The sequence below is a fragment of the Nocardiopsis nanhaiensis genome (assembly GCF_054778635.1).
On sequence record NZ_BAAGZJ010000027.1, the window covers coordinates 24,385 to 46,396 of the forward strand.

The window sequence follows — 22,012 nt, forward strand, 5'->3', positions numbered from 1 at the left end:
CGCCCGGGGTCCGGGTCAGTTCTGGAGTTGGAGGACGATCTGGTCGACACTGCCGACGTGGTCGCCGTGCAGGTTGGCCGTGTACCAGCCGGCCTGGGCCTTGGCACTGCTGTCGCGGCAGTCGGTGAAGGAGCGGTCCCGCTCCCAGGTCAGGGTGTACTCGTGAGGGCGTCCCTGACTGAGCTGCCGCTCCTCCGTGGCGTCTCCCTCCGCGCAGTCCGCGGTGGAGTAGACCCGGTCGTCACCGGAGTGCAGACGCAGCTCCATGGCCTCGGAGCCGACGTCCACGGTGCAGGTCTGTTCGGCGACGTTGACTACGGTCACCTTGAACTCTGGGTTCGAGCCGCCGTCGTACACCTCGCGGTCGCTGTCGGCCAGCTCGAAGGTGACGACGACGTCGTCGGGGCGGCAGGTGTCTTCGGGGCGCTCAGGAGCCGGGACGTCGGCCGAACCCTCGTCGGAATCGCCGTCCTCGGAGTCCTCGTCCGACTCCTCGTCCTCATCGGCCTCGTCGTCGTCCTCGTCCTCTTCGGACGGGTCGTCCTCCGGTTCCTCGGTTTCGGGCTCGGAGGGCTCCTCGGCTGGGACACTGGGAGAGGCCTCCGGCTCCTCCATACCGGCCTGCGAGCTCGACGGCTCACCCTCCTCACCAGACGGGCGGCACATATACGTGATCAGCGCGAGCAACAGCATCACACCGGCCAACACGAAGGCCCGTCGCTTCCAATACGTGTCGCGGCTGACGGGGGCTGGGTGTCCGGTACTTGACGCCATGGGCCGTAGTATTGCGGTTTTGCCTGCCACTCACCTACTCAACCCGCCGATTTCCCGTTAAAGATGAGCGATAACCCTTACAGCACCCCGGTTCTAGCGTGGTACGAGACCAACGCCCGAGACCTGCCCTGGCGCGCTCCGAGCGCCACGCCCTGGTCCGTCCTGGTCAGCGAGATCATGCTCCAGCAGACCCCCGTGGTCCGGGTACTCCCCGCGTGGGAGGCCTGGATGGAACGCTGGCCCACCCCCGCCCACCTGGCCAAAGAGCCCTCAGGCGAGGCGGTCCGGATGTGGAACCGCCTGGGCTACCCGCGCCGCGCCCTGCGCCTGCACGCGTGCGCGGTAGCCATCACGGAGGAGCACGACGGCGAGGTCCCGGACGACCACGCGACTCTGCTCGCGCTACCGGGGATCGGTTCGTACACCGCGGCGGCGGTGGCCAGCTTCGCCTACGGTCAGCGGCACGCCATTTTGGACACCAACGTGCGACGCGTCCTGGCCCGGGCCGAAACCGGGGTCGAGTACCCGCCGAAAACCCAGACCAAGGCCGAGGCCGCGCTCGCGGAGTCGCTCCTGCCTCCGACAGCCTCCGTTGCGGCCCGCTGGGGCGTGGCCGTGATGGAGCTGGGCGCCTTGGTGTGCACCGCCCGCGCCCCGCGCTGCGCGGACTGCCCCATCGCCGGGCAGTGCGCATGGAAGCTCGCTGGGAAACCCGCCTACGACGGGCCGCCACGCCGCGGGCAGACCTATGCGGGAACCGACCGGCAGGTGCGCGGCAAGCTCCTCGCGGTGCTCCGCGCCTCCACCGAACCCGTGGTCAAGGGGGACCTGGACGCGGTCTGGGACGACCACGTCCAACGGGAGCGGGCCTTGGACGCCCTGGTCTCCGACGGCCTGGTGGACCCCCTGGACGACGGCCGCTACGCGCTCCCGGGCTGACACCGCGGCTCTGGGCCGCCGGGGTCGCCCGGCTCTCTGCGACCCGGCCCATGAGCGCGGGGACCACCCGCCCGCCTATGGAAACGCGGCCCCTAGGGCATGTTCAGCGGACACATACCCTGCTGCGCGTCGCCCCAGCGGCACTGTCACTGCGCATCTCTCAGTCGACAGCCAAACCCGGGCGGGCCCCCGCTGTGCGATGCTGCCGAGCTTGCGAGGCAGCCGCACAGCAGGGGAACTCCTCCTTCGGCCTTGCGCCAGCACCACTGGATACGCCCTAGGTCTCCGGGTCGAACTCCGGCTCGAAGTCCTCCGGGTCGAAATCGAAATCCTCAGGGTCGAAATCGGGGACCTCGACGTCAGGGACCTCGATGTCGGGGATCTCTACGTCGGGGAGATCCTCAGCGGCCTCGGCACCGCCTTCCTCGAACTCCGCCTGCGTTCCTCCGAAGGAGCCGCTGCACGGACCCCCGGGCTCCGGGACGTCCTCACTGCGCTCGTACTCGTGGAGGAACGCGTCCAGGCGTTCGTCGTCCGCACCGTCCAGCTGGATCTGGGCGCCCCAGGCCGAGGCGACCACGGGTGCGGGCAGGTCTTCCATCGGGCTGACGATCACGTATGAGCCCGGTTCGTAGTAACCGTCCAGATCCCCGACCTCGGCCGCATCGAGTGCCGGATCGTAGGTGATCCACACGGCACCGTGCTCCTGCGAGTGGACGGCAGCCTCGGACACCACCGGCTCGTCGTAGACCCCGCAGTCCTGCCAGACGGCGTAATGGTCCCCGCCCGCGGGCGGGTGCTGGTCGTAGTCGACGGTGGTCCCAGGCTCCACGTGGTCCTTTGTCACGCCCTCGAAGGTCTCTAGTCCTTCGAGGTCGGAACCGGCGCTCCCCCCGTCACCGGTCAGGAACACGACACCGACCACCCCGGCCACCAGGACGAGCGCCGCGGCCCCGCCGCCGAGCACCCAAGGCAGGGCGGAGCGGCGCTTCGGTTCCGGCCCCGGCTGCCACGGCTCACCGTACGGCCCCTGCGGCGGCTGCCCCGGCCCCCAAGGCGGCCCTTGGGGCGGGTAGCCCTCACCGGGCGGAGGAGGCCCCTGGGGTGGGTACTGGCCGGGCGGCTGGCCCTGGGGCGGATACTGGCCGTGCGGGCCCTGAGGCGCGCCGTGCGCCCCGGGAGGGCCATGCGGGGGCGGCGGGGTACTGGGGGGAGGCCCCTGGGGCGGCTGCGGTCCGCCTTCACGGGGATCATTTGGATAGGCCACGGACGGCACTTTAGCGTCCCCGGGCCCTTCCGTACTCCCCCGGCAACACGAACGGGGGCACCCCCGAAGGGATGCCCCCGCCACACTCGCGACGGCAGAGCCGCCGTTCAGCGTCGTTACTCGCCCTTGCCCGCGGACTCCACCTCCGGGGTGTCCGGCACCGACTCGGGCTTCGGAACACCCTTGAAGGTGAACTTGGCGTCGGTGCCCTGGCCCTCGGCGTCGATCACGACGATCTGGCCGGCCTTGAGGTCGCCGAACAGGATCTTCTCGGACAGCTGGTCCTCGATCTCCCGCTGGATGGTGCGACGCAGCGGCCGCGCACCCAGGACCGGGTCGAACCCGCGCTCGGAGAGGATCTGCTTCGCCTTCGGGCGGAGCTCGATGCCCATGTCCCGTTCCTTCAAGCGACCGTCCAGGCTGGTGACCATCAGATCCACGATCTGGAAGATCTCGCTCTCGGTCAGCTGGTGGAAGACGATGATGTCGTCCACACGGTTGAGGAACTCCGGCCGGAAGTTGGTCTTGAGCTCCTCGCTGACCTTGGCCTTCATCCGCTCGTAGTTGGTGTTGGCGTCGTCCTCCTTGGCGAAACCCATGGCCTGGCCCTTGGAGATGTCCCGCGTGCCCAGGTTGGTCGTCATGATGATGACCGTGTTCTTGAAGTCGACGTTGCGACCCTGGGCGTCGGTGAGACGACCCTCCTCCAGCACTTGGAGCAGAGAGTTGAAGATGTCGCTGTGAGCCTTCTCGATCTCGTCGAAGAGGACCACGGAGAACGGCTTGCGGCGCACCTTCTCGGTGAGCTGGCCGCCCTCCTCGTAGCCGACGTAGCCGGGGGGCGAACCGAACAGCCGCGAGACCGTGTGCTTCTCCATGAACTCGGACATGTCGAGCTGGATCAGCGCTTCCTCGTCCCCGAAGAGGAACTCGGCGAGGGTCTTGGACAGCTCCGTCTTACCCACACCGGACGGACCGGCGAAGATGAACGAACCACCGGGACGCTTGGGGTCCTTCAGGCCGGCGCGGGTGCGGCGGATGGCTTGCGAGAGCGCCTTGATGGCGTCCTCCTGGCCGATGACCCGGCGGTGCAGCTCGTCCTCCATGCGCAGCAGGCGGGAGCTCTCCTCCTCGGTCAGCTTGAAGACCGGGATACCGGTGGAGGCAGCCAGGACCTCGGCGATGAGCTCCTCATCGACCTCGGCCACGACGTCCATGTCGCCGGCCTTCCACTCCTTCTCCCGCTGCGCCTTCTTGTTGAGCAGCTGCTTCTCGTCGTCGCGCAGGGACGCGGCCTTCTCGAAGTCCTGCTCGTCGATGGCCGATTCCTTGTCCCGGCGCACACCGGAGATCTTCTCGTCGAAGTCGCGAAGGTCCGGCGGAGCGGTCATCCGGCGGATGCGCATCCGGGAACCGGCCTCGTCGATGAGGTCGATCGCCTTGTCCGGCAGGAACCGGTCGCTGATGTAGCGGTCGGCCAGCTGGGCGGCGGCGACGAGCCCGCTGTCCGTGATCGAGACCCGGTGGTGGGCCTCATAGCGGTCGCGCAGGCCCTTGAGGATCTCGACGGCGTGCGTGACCGTCGGCTCGTCCACCTGGATCGGCTGGAAACGGCGCTCCAGCGCGGCGTCCTTCTCGAGGTACTTGCGGTACTCGTCGAGCGTGGTGGCACCGATGGTCTGCAGCTCACCCCGGGCCAGCATGGGCTTCAGGATGGAAGCGGCGTCTATGGCACCTTCCGCCGCCCCCGCGCCGACGAGCGTGTGCAGCTCGTCGATGAAGAGGATGATGTCGCCGCGAGTGCGGATCTCCTTGAGCACCTTCTTGAGGCGCTCCTCGAAGTCACCGCGGTACCGGCTGCCGGCGACCAGCGCACCGAGGTCAAGCGTGTACAGCTGCTTGTCCTTGAGCGTCTCCGGGATCTCCTGCTTCACGATCTTCTGCGCCAGACCCTCGACCACGGCGGTTTTACCCACACCGGGCTCACCGATCAGCACCGGGTTGTTCTTGGTGCGCCGCGAGAGCACCTGCATGACGCGCTCGATCTCCTTGTCCCGGCCGATGACCGGGTCAAGCTTGGATTCGCGCGCGGCCTGCGTCAGATTGCGGCCGAACTGGTCCAGCACCAGCGAGGTGGAGGGGGTTGACTCGGAGGAGGCGCCGGTGGCCTGCGGCTCCTTGCCCTGGTACCCGTGCAGTAGCTGGATGACCTGCTGGCGGACGCGGTTGAGGTCCGCGCCCAGCTTCACGAGGACCTGGGCGGCAACGCCCTCGCCCTCGCGGATCAGGCCCAATAGAATGTGCTCGGTACCGATGTAGTTGTGACCGAGCTGCAGCGCCTCGCGCAGCGACAGCTCAAGGACCTTCTTGGCGCGCGGGGTGAAGGGAATGTGCCCCGACGGCGCCTGCTGGCCCTGGCCGATGATTTCCTCAACCTGCTGCCGAACCGCTTCGAGGCTGATACCAAGACTCTCCAGGGCCTTGGCGGCGACACCCTCACCCTCGTGGATGAGGCCGAGCAGGATGTGCTCCGTACCGATGTAGTTGTGGTTGAGCATCCTGGCCTCTTCCTGGGCCAGAACCACCACTCGCCTCGCGCGGTCGGTAAACCTCTCGAACATGTCTCGTCGCTCCTCTACAGAGCGGTCAGGCAGGGACGGCTCTTTCCGACCCAACTCTTCCGCATATCGGCCCCACAGGGATAACCGCCCCGGGGAGCACTGTCGCACCCGTCCAACCCCGTCAGCCGTTGCCGACCGGGCCGAACATCTCCCGCACGGCCGACCGCAGCCGTCCGTGCCAGAGACTTTCCCCGACGATAGGGCGTTCACCCAACATCCAACTACCAATTGCCGCGCCAGATTTCCCTGTACGCCGAAGGCGAACGGCCCGGGCACTCCCATCCATCATGGGAGTGCCCGGGCCGCACGTGCGCAAGCCGGATAATCGGCTCTTAGCGAACAAGCCGAAGACGTGTTGTTCTTCAAGCGGAAATTGCTCGAACCACCGCAGGGCGCCATGGGCACCCCGCGTGGCAGCTCCTCCCGTGGCGCACCACGAAAACCACGGCGACGGCGGCTGCGAGCACCACCGAGCCGGAACGCCCTTCGCCGTCCGGAACGGCGCACGGGGCGTCGCACCGGTTCGCACTCCCCCGGCCCCATGCTGTGGTCCAGCCCCGCCGGGCTCAGCGTCCCCGATATCCCCTTGATCCCCGTGTCACGGGTTTCCGGTTGTCGCGGATGCCCAGTGTCCGGGGACATCCGGTCCCAACCGGCCCTCGGGATGTTCGGGTTCGGGACGACCAGATGGAAGCGGGTCGAAATTCGATCAAGACCTGACAACATTTCGGCCGACCGGGGGCAGTGGCAAACCTAACCCTTGATGGCCTCATATTCGGCGACGATGGCGGCGGGGATACGGCCACGCTCATTGACGGGCTTCCCAGCAGCCTTCGCCCACGCACGAATCTCGGCACTGCGCTCACGGCTGGGAGCATTACGGCTTCCACGCCGAGCACCGCCGCGCGTCTGCTTCGTCGGGGCCTTACGGGAGGCGTCGACGAACGGAGCAAGGGCCTCACGGAGCTTGGCGGCATTACCCGCGCTGAGGTCGATTTCGTACGTCGATCCATCGAGACCGAACGTCACCGTCTCCTCGGCCTCGCCGCCGTCGAGGTCGTCGACCAGGAAAACCTGGACCTTCTGTGCCATGGAATCAAACCTTTCAGAAGAGCGGTGTCTCCACACCTGAATATAAAGCTATCTCGCGAGAACGCGAAAGACAATTCCCGGCGTGCCAGAAATCACCCGGATCCGCTGAGACGGGATCCGGATCCGGCAGGCCGGGATTCGGGGTCGCCGGACCTGCGCGGGGGCGGCGAGTAGCCCGCACACACGTTCATCCCCGCACTGGGGCGCTCTGGCACCGGGTTCAGACCGGCACCGTATCTAACGTCCGTCGGATTCGGTACGTTCCCTGCCCTCAATCAACGTCTCGTTCGACCCCTCGGCCTCCTCGGCCTTGGTGACACCCTTGTCGCCAACGGTGTCCTCGGTCTCCTCGGTGTCCTCACCGCTGACCAGGCTTCCGTCCATCCGACGCGGTGCCATCTCCTTGCGGAGGAGGGCGATCACGAAGGCGCAGAAGACGGACCCGACAACCACAGGCGGGATGAGCGCGGACAATACGTCGATCAGTCCAGGGGGAAGCACTGATGACAAAAAGTCACCCATCGAAGCGGCCTACCCTTCCCGGTTGTTACTTATTGCAGCAAATACCCGACTCAGTGTCGGGCCAGTCCTGGGGGATGGCGCTCCGGTACACCCGGGCAAACGCATACCAGACATCATAGACATCGTTTGCCCCCGGTTTGACACCCCACGTACCGAAGACGTCCCGGCAAAGCCTGTTGGCGACCAATGTCCGGTCGTGTGTTCCAGTGCCGCACGGGGCCGGGGACACGGCACCGATCGAGTAGTCACCCGATCCCGAAATCACGGCCCTCAACGTCTCAACGTCACTTGGAACCATGGATCTGGACGGACGCAGGTATACATTACCTGCCCCGTTCCACTCCCATACCACCCGGTGCACTTAAGCGCCTACGGTGACTGGTGGATCAGACGGACCGATCGGACACTTAGGGGAAGCCCGTCCTATCCGGGACCCAAATCCTTTAGCCGAGAGTGCCTCCGATGTCACCCTCGATGTGCGCAAGCATCCGGGTGTTCCCCAGGGTGTTGGGCTTGACCCGCTCAAGGTCGAGGAATTCGGCCACACCCTCGTCATAGGAACGCAGTAGTTCCTCGTAGACCCGGAAGGAGACGGGTGTGCCCTGGATCGGGGCAAAGCCGTGTTTGGCGAAGAAACCGGTCTCGAATGTCAGACAGAACACACGGCGCACTCCCAACTCGCGAGCCGTGTCGAGGAGTTCGGTCACGATTCGGTGACCAACCCCGAAACCACGCAATGAGGGGTCCACCGCGACGGTGCGCACCTCCGCGAGATCCTCCCAAAGGACGTGCAGGGCCCCGCAGCCGACAACATGGCGCTCGCCCGCGGCGGACGCCGGTGCCCCTTCAGGGCCATCGGCACCGCCCGGCGTCTCGGGACCGTTCTCCGCTTCGGCCACCCAGAATTCCTGGATGTCCTCGTAAAGGGTGACCGTGCTCTTGGAGAGCACACGGCGGTCGACGGAGTAGGTGTCGACGAGGCGGCGGATCTGGGTGACGTCGCGCGTTTTGGCACGACGGATCCGAACATGACGAACGGGCATAGCCGGACCAGACTACGCCCACGCGGCCTCCCGCCGGAACGCTCTTCATCCGGTGGTCGGGAACGCGCTGCGCCCTGGGCCGGTATGCCCGCGGTGTCTCCCGGCAGAGCCGGGCAGCGTCAGGTCAGATGAGCTGACGCCTAGCGGCCCACACGACCGCTTCGATAGGTGTGTTCACTCCCAGGACGTCGCAGATGTTGCGAATGCGACGACGCAGGGTCCTGGCACTGAGTTCGAGGTGCCGGGCGGCCACCTCGGTGGTGACACCGGTGGCAATCTCGGCGAGCAGCTCCAGCTCCTCGTGACTCAGTTCCACCGGCGGGTAGGCGCCGTTGAGCGCGTGCTCACGCGAGCGCGCCTGCAGGGGGACCACGTTCTCCCGGTGCTCTCGCGTCGAGAGGGTGTTCTGGTCCTCAACGGTACGTCGTACGAGTGTGGCCTGTTCCACTCCGTCCTCCCTCATCTATGTGAGTGCGGAACATCAACTCGTCACCGACTGATCAAGCGCACCCGACTGGCTGTCGGCGCGGGTGAGTCCCGGCACACCCGACACGCTCCCGGAGCCCCTCTGGCACAGGGGTGGGAGTATGAGGGGAGCACAGGACACACACCCCTGACTGCTGCGGCCTGGGACGGACAGACCGCATCGAGGGACGCGTGTGCGGAGTTTCACGGGCCTTCCTTGACCCGAACCCCTGCTCACCGTTGTTCTCGATCCACTTCGGCAAACTCGCGGACCAATGCCCGCCCTCAGCACGCTAGGCGGCGGGGATGGTACCGTCAAGACCCCATAAATCACCATGTGTGATTGTCAAATTCCCGTGAGTCACATGTTCACTGGCTGGAAAATTTCCCTCATGCCCTGACCTGCGTAAACAACCTTCAACAAAGTGGCGGGATCCGTAGCCGATCTCCCAACGGAAAAACTCCGCACTGACTCCGGAAATACCCACCCCTGACTGGGAGCTTGCCCCATATGCCCGTCAGGTGAGCCGCGACTCGCGCACTGAGCCACATCCCCGCAGGTGAGACGCCTACACATCGGGGCCGCCGCACATCGAGTGCGACGGCCCCGTGTTGGTCTTTCGGTCATCCCACTATCGGGATTCGCCCTTTCCACTTTTGCCCCAACCGGGGCCCAAGGTGTCCCTGCTAGTCCCCAGAGGGCTTCACGATCGGGAAAAGCACAGTTTCCCGAATGTTCTTGCCGGTGAAGGCCATGAGCATGCGGTCGATACCGACCCCCACGCCACCGCTGGGCGGCATGCCGTACTCCAGCGCGCGCAGGAAGTCCTCGTCGAGCTGCATCGCCTCGGGATCGCCCTCAGCGGCCATCAGAGACTGCTCAGTCAGGCGACGGCGCTGCTCGACCGGGTCGACCAGCTCCGAGTAGCCCGTGCCGAGCTCCATGCCGAAGCCGATCAGATCCCACTTCTCGGTGAGCAGCGGGTCCTCACGGTGCTGACGGGTGAGCGGGCTGGTCTCGACCGGGAAGTCGCACACGAACGTGGGCTGGACGATCTTGTGTTCCACCAGCTCCTCGAAGACGTGCTCGACGAGCTTGCCCTGGCCCCAGTCGTGGCTGTACTCGACACCCTTGGCCTCGGCCAGGCGACGGACCTCCTCGATCGGCGTCGCCGTGGTGACCTCGGCGTCCAAGGCCTCGGAGACCACCCCGTACAGGGTGACCCGCGGCCACTCCCCGCCCAGGTCGAAGGTCTGGCCGTCGCGCTCGATGGTGGTGGTGCCGAAGACAGCGCGGGCGGCGTCCTGGAGGAGCTCACGGGTCACCCGCGCCATGTCGTTGTAGTCCGCGTAGGCCTGGTAGAACTCCAGCATCGTGAACTCGGGGTTGTGCGTGGAGTCCGCACCCTCGTTCCGGAAGTTCCGGTTGATCTCGAAGACCTTCTCCAGGCCGCCCACAACCAGCCGCTTGAGGGCCAGCTCTGGCGCGATGCGCAAGTAGAGGTCCATGTCGTAGGCGTTGATGTGCGTGGTGAACGGACGCGCCGTGGCACCTCCGTGCACGCGCATCAGCATCGGGGTCTCGACCTCGATGAAGTCGCGGGTACCCAGTCCTTCCCGGATCGCCCGGATGGCGGCCGAGCGGCGACGCACCATCTGCTGCGACTCGGGGTTGACGATGAGGTCCACGTAGCGCTGGCGCACCCGTGCCTCGGGGTCGGTCAGCCCCTTGTGCTTCTCCGGGAGCGGGCGCAGGCACTTGGCCGTCAGCGTCCAGTCGCTCACCATGATCGAAAGCTCGCCGCGACGGGAGGTGATGACCTCACCCGTCACACCCACGTGGTCGCCGAGGTCGACATCGGCCTTCCAGGCGTCGAGGCGCTCCTTGCCGACCTGGTCCAGGGACAGCATGATCTGCACGTCCCCGGTCTCGTCGCGCAGGGTCGCGAAGCACAGCTTGCCGCCGGAGCGGTAGAGCATGACGCGGCCGGCGATGGCGACCGTGGCCCCGGTGTGGGTGTCGGGCTCGAGGCCCTGGTGTTTCTCACGCACGGGGCCGATCGACGTCGTCCGCGGGTAGGTCACGGGGAAGGGATCGGTGCCCTCCTCCCGGAGACGGTCCAGCTTCTGTCGCCGGACCCGCATCTGTTCGGGCAGGTCGTCGTAGTCGTCGTGTGCGTGATTCACGGGGCCGATCCTACCGGCGCCGGGGTCCTTGGCCGAACCGGTCCGTCGGGCGGACGGACCGGAAGAAGCTGCACGCCCGTCACCCCTGCGTCCCCGATGTCAGCCGTGCATGATGTCGAGGATCTCGGCCGTCTCCTCCAGCAGCTCATCTTCGGTAGAGCCCACCTGGTCGGCGTGCTCGCCCGACAGGTCCCACTCACTGCCGTCCAAGGCGACAGTGACAATGGAGGCGCCGTCGGTGAAGACAACCGTCAGTCCCAGTGCGGTGACCGGCTGTTCCCAGTAGGCGTAGCCGTGCTCACCGAGATCGACCTCGTAGAGGGTGTGATCCTCAGCTTCGCGGTCCAGGCCTATGTTGTACCTGGAAGCGACGTCGCCAACCCCGTCCTGGACACGGATGCTCAGCCTCCGGCTCTCGTCACCGTGCTCCCAGTCCCTGACACTCTTGTCGGTGGTCTCCCAACGGCAGTCGCTCGTGGTGGACGCTTCGTACCCCCGGGGTCCCAGGTCGGCGAAAGGGTCGTCGTACTCAGCACAGTCGTATTCGGTGCCGTCGGGTTGGGCCAGGGGCGGCAGGTCCAGGTCGTCGAAGGTGTGCCCCTCCCCGTAGACCGGCTCCTCTTCCTCCGAATCTGAAGTGGGGCGCGGTGCTGGCTCGGCGGATTCGGAGCCGCCCAGCAGCGGCCGGAGGCCCAGCATGGGCCCGACGAAGACGAGCAGTACGACCACTACGACGATCGCCGCCAAGCAGCCACAACCGCCCAGCGCGAGGAACAGGGGAGTGTTGGACTTCTTGCCGCCACCGGGACTGTGCTGGCCCGGGTGTCCTGCGTACTGGCCCGGCCTCTGCGGACCGGTCCCTTGCCAGCCGTGGCCCTGCGGGCCGGGAGGACCCGGATGGCCGTGCTGGTGGTGGCCTGGGTAGCCCTGCGGTTCGGGGGATGACATGTGTTCGAGTTGCCCCTTCTACAGGAGTGCGTACAAGCGACCCTACGTACCGGACGCCGCAACCGGTTCACGCTCCACGGTCGGAGCTGAAAGGGTGGGCGAGGATTCCCCGCCCCCTTGGGAGTCAGCTGTTGACGGCGTCGACGATGTCGCCCATCTCTTCGATCAGCTCTTCCTCGTCGGCCTGGAAGAAGTCGGCTTCACTGCCCGACGAGTCCCAGTACCTGCCTTCCAGGGCGATCTCGACCAGGTTGGTGCCGTCACTGAAGGTCAGGTTCATTTCCAGGTTGGCCCCGATCTCATCGAAGTACACGTGCCCGTGCTCACCAACCGGCACCTCGTAGAGAGTCGCGTCCGCGGGCATGATCAGACCGTTCAGGTGCCGGTTGTACTGCTCCGCACCGGTCGAGTGGCCCGCATCGTTGATGTGCATGATGAGACGGCGCGTGTGCTCACCGTCGTCCAGGTCCGCGGTGGACCATGACCCCGCGCTGCGCCAGACGCAGTCCACGTCGCTTTCATAGCCGCTGGGGCCCAGGTCGGAGAGCGCGTCGCTGAAATCGGCGCAGTCGTGTCCGGTCCCGTCCGGCTGGGTCACGTCCGGAAAGTCGAGGGCCTCGAAAGCGTGCCCTTCCCCGTACTCCTCATCGCTTTCTTCGGCATCGGCTTGGTCGTCGCCCATGCCACCCGGCTCCTCCAGCTCGAGGTCCGGCAGGTCCGGGGGCGACGGCTCTGAGGAGCCGGAACCACCGCTGCTGCCCAGGTTCGACAGCACGAGAACCAGCACCACGATGATGACCAGCACGAGGCACCCGGCGCCGCCGAGTCCCAGGTAGAGACCGGTCTTCGACTTCTGCGGCGGACCGCCGGGCGGCGGACCGGGAGGTCCGGGGTGACCGGGAGGAGGGCCCTGGTAACCGGGCGGGCCGGGAGGAGGACCGGGCGGGCCCGGAGGCGGACCGGGGGGAGGGCCGGGAGGCCCCGGGGGCTGACCGGGACCGGGGCCGTGCCCTGGGGGGCCATACCCGCCTGGTCCGCCGGGTGGCTGGGGGTAGGACATGCGTGTACCAGGGCCTTTCATCGGGCGAGGGTTCGGGAGAGGCTCAGGGCCCGGGACAGCCTCTCACAGGCCCGCAGCGAAATACGCCATTCACCTGCGGGAACGCCTGGCCGACAGTGGCCGCAACCCCGTGGACCCGCCGCGTGTCAGCCCGCGTTGCGGTCGAAGACCAAGCGGAGTCCGGTCAGGGTGAGCCAGGGTTCGTGGACGTCGATGGTCTCGCACTCACCCACCACCGTCGAGGCCAGTCCCCCGGTGGCCACCACCGTGGCGTCGTCGGGGTTCTCGGTGAGCTCGGCGACCATCCGGTCCACGATGCCGTCGACCTGTCCGGCGAAACCGTAGACGATCCCCGAACGCAGCGCCTCGGTTGTGTTCTTGGCTATGGCGGCGCGGGGTTTCACGATCTCCACCATGTGCAGCTGGGCGCCCCGCTGGGACAGCGCGTCCACTGAGATGTCGATGCCCGGTGCGATGGCGCCGCCCACGTACTCCCCCTTGGCGCTGACCGCGTCGAACGTGGTCGCGGTCCCGAAGTCCACCACCACGCTGGGGCCGCCATAGAGGTGGCTGGCGGCCAGCGCGTTGATGATGCGGTCGCTGCCCACCTCCTTGGGGTTGTCCATCCGGATGGGCACGCCGGTCTTCACCCCCGGTTCGACGATCACCGCGGGCAGGTCGCCGAAGTGGCGGCGGAACATGTCCCGCATCTCGTGCTGCACCGAGGGGACCGAGCAGCACATCGCGATGCCGTCGATCTCTTCCAGCTTGCTCAGTGAACTGCCGTCGATGAGTCCGCGCAGGACCACGGCCCATTCGTCCGCGGTGCGCCTGGTGTCGGTCCCCACACGCCAGTGTTCGAGAAGGTCGTCGGCTTCGAAGAGCCCGAAGACCGTCTCGGAGTTACCGACGTCGAGCGCGAGCAGCATTCTGGGGGCCTCACTGGTCGAAATGGTGTGTACCAAAGGAATCTTCCACCAAGTGGACCTCTCACAACAGGTCGAGTGCGATATCCAGTGCCGGACTGGAATGGGTCAGGGCACCGACGGCCAGGTAGTCGACCCCGGTCCGGGCCACACCGGCCGCGGCGTCGAGCGATAGGCCACCGCTGGATTCCAGGCGGGCGCGCCCGGCGACCAGGGCCACCGCCTCGGCGAGCCGGGCCACGGTGAAATTGTCTAGAAGGATCTCCTCGGCCCCCGCGACCAGGGCTTCCTCGATCTGGTCCAGCCGGTCCACCTCGACCTCCAGTGGCAGATCCGGGAAGCGCTCACGGATGGCGCGGACCGCCGCGCCCACCCCGCCGGCGGCGACCACGTGGTTGTCCTTGATGAGCCCGGCGTCGCTGAGGCTGTACCGGTGGTTCACTCCGCCGCCGCAGCGGACCGCGTACTTGTCGAGGGCACGCAGCCCCGGGGCGGTCTTTCGGCTGTCCCGAATACGGGCACCGGTGCCGACCACGGTGTCCACCCAAGTGCGGGTGGCGGTGGCGATCCCGGACATGTGGGTGAGCAGGTTGAGCGCCGTGCGTTCCGCGGTGAGCAAGTCGCGGGTGCGTGCGGTCACGGTCATGAGCACGTCGCCGCGCTTGACCGCGTCACCGTCGTCCGCCGACCTGGAGACCTCCAGCGCACCGTCGGCGACCATCCAGAAGACGAGTTCGGCGATGGGCAGGCCGCTGACGGTTCCGTCGGCCCGGGCGACCACGTGGGCCGTGCGGACCTGGTCCGCGGGGATGGTCGCCACAGTCGTGACGTCGATGCGGGATCCCGCCGTGAGGTCCTCCGCGAGTGCCCTTCGGACGGTGTCCACGTGGGACTCGTGCGGTGCGGTCCAGGGAAGGGTGAACTCGGCGCGCGCCTCCGGTGAGGGGTTCGGTCCCGCGAGGGGGAACGCGATGGCGTCGAGTTCGGCCACGAGGGCGGGTGGGAGAGCGGGCTGGGCGGTCTCGTCGGTGGTCACGATCGTGTCCCCTTCCAGTCGGACGACCACGGGCCGAACGCGAAGCTCGGGTCTGGGTTCGGGTGCGTCGGCGCGCTGGTGCGAGCCGCGGCTTTCGGTGCGGTGCAGCGCCGCGGCGGCCACGAGCCGGGCCACGGTGAGCAGGTTGGCGGCCTCCCAGGCGGCAACGTCGGGGGCCGCCGGCTCGTCCGGGGCGGCCAGCTCGTCGAGCCGGGTGACGAGATCGGCCAGCTCCTCGCCGGTGCGCAGCACCCCGGCGAAGCGGGACATCAGGGCGCGCACCGCGGTGGCCGTGGCCGGGTCGGCCAGGTGCATGGTCGGCCCCGTGGGCTCCGCCGAGCCCGAACAACGCTCCGGCTCCGCCGCGATGCGGGCGGCGATCCGGTCCGCGTAGACCAGGCCTTCCAAGAGGGAGTTCGAGGCCAGGCGGTTGGCCCCGTGCACACCGGTGCGCGCGACCTCGCCCACGGCCCACAGCCCCGGCACGCCGGTGCGCCCGTCGATGTCGACCTCCACTCCGCCCGAGGCGTAGTGGGCCGCCGGTGCGACCGGGATGGTCTCGACGAGCGGGTCGATGCCGTGGGCTCGGCAGGACGCGAGGATGGTCGGGAATCGGTGTTCCCAAGTGTCGCGGCCGAAGTGGCGGGTCTCCAAGTACACGTGGTCGGTCCCCTGCTCGGCCATCGTTCGGGCGATGGTGCGGGCCACGACGTCGCGGGGCGCGAGATCGCCGAGCTCGTGCACACCCTCCATGATCCGATGTCCCGCGGCGTCGACGACGTAAGCTCCCTCACCTCGCAGCGCCTCCGAGATGAGGGGTTGGCGGCCCCGCGCCTGCGGACCGAGCCAGAGGACGGTCGGGTGGAACTGGATGAACTCCAAGTCGCGGAGGCGGGCCCCGGCGCGGGCCGCCAAGGCAAGTCCGTCACCGGTGGACACGGGCGGATTGGTGGTGGCTGCGAACACCTGGCCCATCCCGCCTGTGGCCAGCACCACGGCGGGGGCCAGGACCGCGCCGACGCCGTCCCGCTCACCTTCGCCCATGACGTGCAGGGTGGCGCCGCGCACCTCGCCCGTAGCATCGTCGCGCAGGGCGTCCAGGGCCACGGCGTGCTCGACGACCTCGATCCGTTCCTCAGCGAGGATCGCCGCCACGAGGGCCCGCTGGATCTCGACTCCGGTGGCGTCGCCCCCAGCGTGGGCCACCCGGTCGGCGCGGTGACCGCCCTCCCGGGTCAGGGAGAGCTCCCCCGAGGCATCGCGGTCGAACTCGGCGCCGAGGCCGATGAGCCAGCGCAGTGCGTCGGGCCCTTCCGTGGCGAGCACGTTCACCGCGCGGGCGTCGCACAGGCCGGCCCCGGCCAGGAGCGTGTCGACCATGTGGGCGACCGGCCCGTCCTCGGGGGCCATGGCAGCGGCGATGCCGCCCTGGGCGTAGGCGGTGGAGCCGGTGGACAGCCGGTCTTTGGTGACGAGGACGACCCGGCCCGACGCGGTGCGCTGGACGTAGCGCAACGCGGCGCTGAGGCCCGCGATGCCCGAGCCGATCACCGCGACGTCCGCGTGGACGGTCCACCCGGGTCGCGGTGCCTCGAGCCTGGTCTGTCTGACAGAACTCATCTGTGGGTCTCTTTCGCGCGTTGCCGCTGGGAGGGGCCGGACGGGCAGGGTGGGCCAACACTGACGTGCCGGGGCCGGAGTTACAGGGTCACCGACACGTTGTCGATGAGTCGGGTGGTGCCCACCCGGGCCGCCACGGCCAGGACGGCGTCGCCTCGGTGGTCGTCCGCGGCCTCTTCGAAGGTGGCCGGGTCGACCAGGGCCAGGTAGTCGGGTTCGACGGGCGGGTCGGCCTTGGCCGCCTCGTCCAGGACGGCGAGCGCGGCCTCGCGCACGGCCTTCGGCCCCGACGGCGCGGCGCCGGCTCCAGCGCGCAGCGTCCGGGACAGGGAGAGCGCGCTGGCCCGCTCCGCTTCTGACAGGTAGGCGTTGCGGCTGGAGGAGGCCAGACCGTCGGAGTCGCGCAGGGTGGGGATGCCGACGATGTCCACGGGGAGGTTGAGGTCGGCGACCATGCGTCGGACGAGGGCGATCTGTTGGGCGTCCTTGGCCCCGAACACGGCGAAGTCCGGGCGGACCAGGTTGAAGAGCTTGGCCACGACGGTGAGAACGCCGGTGAAGTGCCCGGGGCGGAAGGCGCCCTCCAAGCGTTCGCCCATGGCCCCGGCTTCGACGGTGACCATCTGCGGGGAGGGGTACATGGTGTCGGTCTCTGGGGCGAAGACGACGTCCACGCGCTCCGCGGCGCACATTTCGGTGTCCGCGGGCAGGTCGCGAGGGTAGCGGTCGAGGTCCTCGTCCGGGCCGAACTGGAGGGGGTTGACGAAGACGCTGACCACCACGGTCTCGGCACGCTCCCGCGCGGCCCTGATGAGGGTGCGGTGCCCCCCGTGGAGGGCACCCATCGTGGGGACCAGGCCCACCGTGCCCGCCGTGTGGAGGGCGTGGCGCAGTTCCTCGGAGGTGCGGACGATGAGGGGGCCATCGGCGGCGGGTCGCTGCGGAGTGGGTTCGGTCATCGATCATTCCCGTTTGTGGTGTGCTGTGTCCGCGCACGGAGGCGGGCGCGGACCGGGTGCGCCGCGCGGGTGGTTCCCGGTCGGGTTCAGCGCCGGAGCACGTCGAGCAGGCGCGCGGCGTCCTCGGGTTTGAGCATTCCGGCGTTGATGGCGCGGTCGGCGGTGAGCCGCGCGAGTTCCACGTAGCTGGCCACGCTCTCGGGAGCGTTCTCGCGCAACTGCTCGATGTGTCCGGCCACGGTGCCGGAGTCGCCGCGCAGGACGGGGCCGCTGAGCCCGTGGATCCCCAGGCGCAGGGCGTTGTCCAAGGCGGCGCTGAGCATGGGCGCGAGCAGACGGCCGGGCTCCGGCACCCCCGCCTCGCTGAGCAGGGACGCGCTGTCCGCGACGAGGGTGACCAAGTGGTTCGCGCCCCCGGCTAGGGCCGCGTGGTAGAGCGTGCGCTTGTCTTCGGCGATCCACACCGGCTCCGCGCCCATCTCGACCACGAGGGCCTCGGCGATGGGACGGAGCTGGTCGGGCGCGGTCACTCCGAAGGCGCAGTTGGCGAGGCGGTCCACGTCCTCGTCCCGGCCCGTGAAGGTCATGGCGGGGTGCAGTGCCAGGGGAAGGGCACCGACGACGGTGGCGGGGGCGAGCACCGCGTGGCCGAGGGCGCCGCTGGCGTGGACGAGGAGCTTGCCTCGCAGATCGGTACCGGTGGCCGCGAGCCCCTCGACGAGATCCGGAAGGGCGTCGTCTGGCACGGTGAGCAGGACGAGGTCGCTGGCTTCGGCCACCTGAGCGGGTTCGAGGTTCCGTGCGCTGGGCAGTCGCTCCTCCACACGGGCCACCGATGCGTCGGAGACCGCGGAGGCCGCCACGACCTTGTGGCCGGCCCGTGCCAGGGCGACACCGAGGACGGAGCCGACCCGGCCGGCCCCGATGACGCCGACGCGCAGGCGGGCGGGGTGCCCCACTGTCGTCTCCATGTTCCGTGTCCCCTCGTACTGCCGGTGCCTCCGTTACACGCGCACCGTCCTTTGAGCACACGATAGCCCTCCCCCGGCGGTGACCTGCCGCCCCGGGCCGCGGTAGGACCCTGGGCGCGTGGTGGGGTTCCGGACACGCGGACGGGGGTGGGCGCCGTCGCCCACCCCCGCCTGTGTTCCATCGGCCGCGCCCTCACCGCCTGCTGGGCGGGGCGTCCGACCGGGCCTTAGTTCTGGATGATGACCCCGGAGTTGAAGCAGGAGGACTGGGCCTGTCCCAGCACGGCATTGGCGTTGCCGCAGCCGTCGTTGGAGGCGTCGATACCGTTGATGTAGGCGATGTTCCCGCTGGCGTTGGAGCCGTTGCCGGAGGTCCAGGCACCGGCGTGCGCCGCCGCCGGCGCGGCGGAGAGGAGGATCCCGGCGGAGGTGAGGACCACCGCGCCGGCGGCGAGCGTCTTCTTCAGCACTACTTTCTCCTTCTGTGTCCGGGCGGGGGGACCGGCCGGACTCGCAGTGTTCCTTCCGTGGCACCTTGGGGAGCGCCGAGAAAGAAGCTACTGGCACACAAGCCCCATGAACATGCCTTGAGCTGCATTGATCACAGGAAATCCACCAATGTTCACCATGGGTAGCAGACTTTCCCGGGCCCACCGGGACAAAGGGAGGAACTTCGCCGCTGCGCCCGTGCGCGCAGCGTCACCGCCATCCGGGGTTGTTGCCCGCCATCAAAGCAGGTTCCGGGTGAGCTCTTAACCAGACATCAGGACACACTCAGGCACAGAGCACACTCAGGCTCGGAGCGCACCCGAGCCGGGCCGCAACGGATCCGGAGCACGGCAGACCCAGGGCACACGAAAGGGCGCCATCCCGTCGTCACGGAATGGCGCCCCTGAGCGGAAAGCTCGCTGACCCGTCCGGCTCGGTTCAGTCGGGACGTCTCCGACTGGACACCCCCGGCCCGGCCGGGCCGAGATCCGGGTTGCTACCAGTTCTTCACGCTGGCACCGGAGTCGGTGCAGTTGGCACCGGAGATGCCCAGGACGGCGACGGAGTTGCCGCAGACGTTGATCGGCGCGTCGACGTCCACCACGGCCTGATTGCCGCTCAGGATGCCGCCGTTGCCGGAGGTGAAGACGTTGCTGTTGGCCATGGCAGGAGCGCCGGCGAACAGGACGCTGCCAGCGGCAGCGGCGATGGCCGTGGCGGCGAGGGTCTTCTTCAGCATGAATTTCTCCCGTCAGACCGGTAGGCGGGGGGCGCCAACCGGTCGAAAACGTTGACGATGTGTATGACAGTGAACACTCATCGTGTTCGACCACCATTTAGCCATACTCGGTCGCCGCTCGTGACCAAAACACGGAACCGTTTTGCGGACCTGACCAGGAAGTATCACCATCAGTGAGCAGACATGTCGGACATGAAACCCGTAACTGGAACCACTTGAGCTCCTTAATGTGACACACGACACATTCACTGCTCGGGAGTGTCGCCCCAGCCTTCTTCCGGTTCCTCCGCACTCCCCCGCTCAGCAGCCGCGCCTCCGTGCATGGTTGCCCGGGTCGCCCACCGTTCCGTCCCCGCCGTGGGCACTCGGGCCCTTCTTCCGTACTCCAGCAAGGCGTCGATGAACCTGCGCCCCTCGACCGCCTCACGGTCGGCGGCCCGTGCCGCCACCGGACCCGGGGGCGTCTCCACGTGCACCGTGGCCCGGTCCCTCAGCTGGGAGAGCGGTCCCGACGACAACCGCAGCACCTGCATCCGTTCGACCGGAACGATCTCCGTCACCCGGCAGAAGATCCCGCGCACGCTCACGAACAACCGGGCGTCGACACCCGCCGCGTTCGGCAGCATCTCCCGGTTGACCACCAGCGGGACGTGTGCCGCCTCACTGTCCGGGAACATCTCGTTCACCAGCGCGAACGCCCTGCGGCGTGGCACGACCGGCAGCAGGTCCGCTGAGTCGCCCTGGCGGGCCCCCGCGTAACCGGCGACGTTCGCCTCCACCCGGGCCACGCCCAGCGCGCGCCACAGCAGCGGCTCGACCACGCGCACGGCCTGCACGCGGCCGGGCGGGACGGTCTGCATGCGGCGCTGGAACATCCCGTAGCGCAGCCGCACCCCGTCCGAGGAGAGCGACGCGTAGAAGTCCGTGTAGCGGGCCAGCGGGCCCCAGTAGTAGCGCAGCAGGCCCAGGATCAGCGGGATGGCCCCGCCCAGGACCCCCGGTTCCAGGAACGCCACGAACGCGGTGGCCAACAGGAGCAGCACGATCAGGGCCAACAGCACCGGCACCCGGAAGGTCAGCGCGCCGAGGAGCAGCGCGAAGGGGAGCCGGTAGAACGGCCACTCCGGGGCCTCGGGAGCGCGCCCCGGAAGCCCGGCCGCATGCGCCAGCACCGCGACCCTCAGTTTCTCGGCCACCTCCCAGCGCACGCAGCGCAGGCGGATGGCGCTCCCGTCGCCGCCCGCCAGCTCCACGCGCAGTTCCGCCAGGCCGAACACCTGCATGAGCAGCGGTCGGACCACGTCCACGGCTTGGAGGCGGCTCAGGGGGATCTCCCGCGAGCTGCGCAGCAACAGCCCGCTGTGCACCACCAGATGGTCTCCGCGCAGCCCGAAGGTGCCGAACCACCAGGCCGGCAGAGCGTAGGCGAGGGATCCGAACACCACGGCCACGGCGAGGACGAGCACCCAGGCGAACCCGAACTGGGTCAGGATGGGCCCCACCAGCGCCACGAACACCAAGGTCACCGCGAGGATCTGTAGCGGAACGATCAGCCAGTGTGCCCGGAAGACCCCCGAGGTCACGTCGTCCTCGGGCTTCGGCAGCGGCGGGGGCGGAGGGGGCGGTACCCCCGGCCCCCGGTGGGGCGGCACCATCGCCGGACTCCACCCCTGCGGCGGGAGTGGAGGTTGGGGCTGGGGCGGGGCCTGAGGGCCGGGCTGTTGGGGCCCCGGGAATCCGCTCGGCCGGGCCCCGGGCGGCTGCCACGCAGACTGGGGCGAAGGCTCCTGCTGCCCCGGCTCAGGCGGCCCTGGTTCTGGCGGTCCGTGCACTTACAACCCCGTCGAGAAGCTCTCGCTGCGCACCGCGAGCCGGTCGCGCAGCTTGATGGCATCGGCCAGTGGGAGCCCGACCACCCGTGTGTCGGCGGTACTCGCCGCGGTCCGCACCCGGACCGTCGCGATCCCCAGCGCCTGTTCGAGCAGGTCCGCGGTCACGTCAACGACCTGCATCCGGCCGTAGGGGACGACAACGAGCTGGCGGATCAGCACCCCGTAGGTGAGGTAGAGCTCCGCGGGCGCCTCCGCGTATCCCCAGGACCGCTGGAAGAGGCCGGCCAAGAACCAGAGGACGGCGGCCGTCACCAGCACGACGCCCACCCAGGCGGCGGCGAGGACGGGCAGGCCCCACAGGAAGAGCAGGAGCGCCCCTCCCGCCCCGGCGGCCAAGGAAGCGGCGCCCGTCACCAAGCGGCGGTACCAGGCCAGGGCGGTCGGAAGGCGCTGCCAGGAGGTGTCGTCGGGCGCGGCGAAGGCCTCGTCCAAGGGTCTGGACGACCGGGACGAACCTGTCGC

At 68.5% G+C, this 22,012-nt stretch carries 19 protein-coding genes; 1 reads left to right on the top strand and 18 read right to left on the bottom strand.

Annotated features, from left to right (window positions below):
• Window positions 1-15 precede the first annotated feature (15 nt).
• A complete protein-coding gene (locus tag ACYVD1_RS14855; protein ID WP_460772504.1) occupies window positions 16-774 on the bottom strand; it encodes a hypothetical protein in 759 nt (252 codons plus the stop codon).
• A gap of 63 nt (window positions 775-837) precedes the next feature.
• Between ACYVD1_RS14855 and ACYVD1_RS14860 the strand changes: the two genes are divergently transcribed.
• A complete protein-coding gene (locus ACYVD1_RS14860; RefSeq protein ID WP_460772506.1) occupies window positions 838-1,713 on the top strand; it encodes an HhH-GPD family protein in 876 nt (291 codons plus the stop codon).
• Between the two features lie 277 nt (window positions 1,714-1,990).
• Here ACYVD1_RS14860 and ACYVD1_RS14865 read toward each other — a convergent pair whose 3' ends face one another.
• The 17 genes from ACYVD1_RS14865 to ACYVD1_RS14945 all read right to left on the bottom strand — a co-directional run bounded on the left by ACYVD1_RS14865 (window position 1,991) and on the right by ACYVD1_RS14945 (window position 21,982).
• Window positions 1,991-2,680 carry a DUF3105 domain-containing protein gene (locus tag ACYVD1_RS14865; protein ID WP_460772508.1) on the bottom strand — a complete coding sequence of 230 codons (690 nt, stop codon included), beginning with the start codon at window positions 2,678-2,680 and terminating at the stop codon, window positions 1,991-1,993.
• A gap of 416 nt (window positions 2,681-3,096) precedes the next feature.
• On the bottom strand, window positions 3,097-5,601 hold the full coding sequence (locus ACYVD1_RS14870) for an ATP-dependent Clp protease ATP-binding subunit (protein ID WP_460772510.1): 2,505 nt from the start codon (window positions 5,599-5,601) through the stop codon (window positions 3,097-3,099).
• Window positions 5,602-6,354: 753 nt separating this feature from the next.
• Window positions 6,355-6,693: a histone-like nucleoid-structuring protein Lsr2 gene (locus tag ACYVD1_RS14875; RefSeq protein WP_460772514.1), complete on the bottom strand. Its 339-nt coding sequence runs from the start codon at window positions 6,691-6,693 to the stop codon at window positions 6,355-6,357.
• A gap of 237 nt (window positions 6,694-6,930) precedes the next feature.
• Window positions 6,931-7,215 (bottom strand): hypothetical protein, encoded by a 285-nt coding sequence (locus ACYVD1_RS14880; RefSeq protein WP_460757833.1) that lies wholly within the window; start codon window positions 7,213-7,215, stop codon window positions 6,931-6,933.
• Window positions 7,216-7,658: 443 nt separating this feature from the next.
• Window positions 7,659-8,258 carry an amino-acid N-acetyltransferase gene (locus ACYVD1_RS14885; RefSeq protein ID WP_460772517.1) on the bottom strand — a complete coding sequence of 200 codons (600 nt, stop codon included), beginning with the start codon at window positions 8,256-8,258 and terminating at the stop codon, window positions 7,659-7,661.
• Between the two features lie 124 nt (window positions 8,259-8,382).
• Window positions 8,383-8,706, bottom strand: a complete 324-nt coding sequence (locus tag ACYVD1_RS14890; RefSeq protein ID WP_460772633.1) for a LuxR C-terminal-related transcriptional regulator — start codon at window positions 8,704-8,706, stop codon at window positions 8,383-8,385.
• Between the two features lie 704 nt (window positions 8,707-9,410).
• A complete protein-coding gene (lysX, locus tag ACYVD1_RS14895; RefSeq protein ID WP_460772521.1) occupies window positions 9,411-10,910 on the bottom strand; it encodes a bifunctional lysylphosphatidylglycerol synthetase/lysine--tRNA ligase LysX in 1,500 nt (499 codons plus the stop codon).
• Between the two features lie 99 nt (window positions 10,911-11,009).
• Window positions 11,010-11,858, bottom strand: coding sequence for a hypothetical protein (locus ACYVD1_RS14900; protein ID WP_460772523.1), 849 nt, complete (start codon window positions 11,856-11,858; stop codon window positions 11,010-11,012).
• Window positions 11,859-11,982: 124 nt separating this feature from the next.
• A complete protein-coding gene (locus tag ACYVD1_RS14905) occupies window positions 11,983-12,663 on the bottom strand; it encodes a hypothetical protein (protein ID WP_460772526.1) in 681 nt (226 codons plus the stop codon).
• A gap of 401 nt (window positions 12,664-13,064) precedes the next feature.
• Window positions 13,065-13,847, bottom strand: a complete 783-nt coding sequence (locus tag ACYVD1_RS14910; RefSeq protein WP_460757829.1) for a type III pantothenate kinase — start codon at window positions 13,845-13,847, stop codon at window positions 13,065-13,067.
• 61 nt (window positions 13,848-13,908) lie between these two features.
• Window positions 13,909-16,500, bottom strand: coding sequence for an L-aspartate oxidase (locus tag ACYVD1_RS14915; RefSeq protein ID WP_460772528.1), 2,592 nt, complete (start codon window positions 16,498-16,500; stop codon window positions 13,909-13,911).
• Window positions 16,501-16,580: 80 nt separating this feature from the next.
• Window positions 16,581-17,459 carry a pantoate--beta-alanine ligase gene (gene panC, locus ACYVD1_RS14920; RefSeq protein ID WP_460772530.1) on the bottom strand — a complete coding sequence of 293 codons (879 nt, stop codon included), beginning with the start codon at window positions 17,457-17,459 and terminating at the stop codon, window positions 16,581-16,583.
• A gap of 86 nt (window positions 17,460-17,545) precedes the next feature.
• Window positions 17,546-18,430: a Rossmann-like and DUF2520 domain-containing protein gene (locus tag ACYVD1_RS14925; protein ID WP_460772532.1), complete on the bottom strand. Its 885-nt coding sequence runs from the start codon at window positions 18,428-18,430 to the stop codon at window positions 17,546-17,548.
• A 227-nt stretch (window positions 18,431-18,657) separates the two neighbouring features.
• The gene (locus ACYVD1_RS14930; protein ID WP_460772535.1) at window positions 18,658-18,900 is read right to left on the bottom strand and encodes a hypothetical protein; all 243 of its coding nucleotides are present in this window, start codon (window positions 18,898-18,900) and stop codon (window positions 18,658-18,660) included.
• Window positions 18,901-19,415: 515 nt separating this feature from the next.
• Window positions 19,416-19,658 (bottom strand): chaplin family protein, encoded by a 243-nt coding sequence (locus ACYVD1_RS14935; protein WP_460757824.1) that lies wholly within the window; start codon window positions 19,656-19,658, stop codon window positions 19,416-19,418.
• 245 nt (window positions 19,659-19,903) lie between these two features.
• Entirely contained in the window at window positions 19,904-21,313 is a 1,410-nt protein-coding gene (locus ACYVD1_RS14940; RefSeq protein ID WP_460772539.1) for a PH domain-containing protein, read from the bottom strand.
• 177 nt (window positions 21,314-21,490) lie between these two features.
• Window positions 21,491-21,982, bottom strand: a complete 492-nt coding sequence (locus tag ACYVD1_RS14945) for a PH domain-containing protein (RefSeq protein ID WP_460772542.1) — start codon at window positions 21,980-21,982, stop codon at window positions 21,491-21,493.
• Window positions 21,983-22,012: the final 30 nt, after the last annotated feature.

Bases quoted from the DNA above. Each gene is read 5' to 3' on its own strand.
- ACYVD1_RS14855 (WP_460772504.1), bottom strand. From the start codon at position 774: ATGGCGTCAAGTACCGGACACCCAGCCCCCGTCAGCCGCGACACGTAT.
- ACYVD1_RS14915 (WP_460772528.1), bottom strand. From the start codon at position 16,500: ATGAGTTCTGTCAGACAGACCAGGCTCGAGGCACCGCGACCCGGGTGG.
- ACYVD1_RS14880 (WP_460757833.1), bottom strand. From the start codon at position 7,215: ATGGGTGACTTTTTGTCATCAGTGCTTCCCCCTGGACTGATCGACGTA.
- ACYVD1_RS14935 (WP_460757824.1), bottom strand. From the start codon at position 19,658: ATGCTGAAGAAGACCCTCGCCGCCACGGCCATCGCCGCTGCCGCTGGC.
- ACYVD1_RS14900 (WP_460772523.1), bottom strand. From the start codon at position 11,858: ATGTCATCCCCCGAACCGCAGGGCTACCCAGGCCACCACCAGCACGGC.
- ACYVD1_RS14910 (WP_460757829.1), bottom strand. From the start codon at position 13,847: ATGCTGCTCGCGCTCGACGTCGGTAACTCCGAGACGGTCTTCGGGCTC.
- ACYVD1_RS14875 (WP_460772514.1), bottom strand. From the start codon at position 6,693: ATGGCACAGAAGGTCCAGGTTTTCCTGGTCGACGACCTCGACGGCGGC.
- ACYVD1_RS14860 (WP_460772506.1), top strand. From the start codon at position 838: ATGAGCGATAACCCTTACAGCACCCCGGTTCTAGCGTGGTACGAGACC.
- ACYVD1_RS14925 (WP_460772532.1), bottom strand. From the start codon at position 18,430: ATGGAGACGACAGTGGGGCACCCCGCCCGCCTGCGCGTCGGCGTCATC.
- ACYVD1_RS14940 (WP_460772539.1), bottom strand. From the start codon at position 21,313: ATGGTGCCGCCCCACCGGGGGCCGGGGGTACCGCCCCCTCCGCCCCCG.
- ACYVD1_RS14885 (WP_460772517.1), bottom strand. From the start codon at position 8,258: ATGCCCGTTCGTCATGTTCGGATCCGTCGTGCCAAAACGCGCGACGTC.
- ACYVD1_RS14870 (WP_460772510.1), bottom strand. From the start codon at position 5,601: ATGTTCGAGAGGTTTACCGACCGCGCGAGGCGAGTGGTGGTTCTGGCC.
- panC (WP_460772530.1), bottom strand. From the start codon at position 17,459: ATGACCGAACCCACTCCGCAGCGACCCGCCGCCGATGGCCCCCTCATC.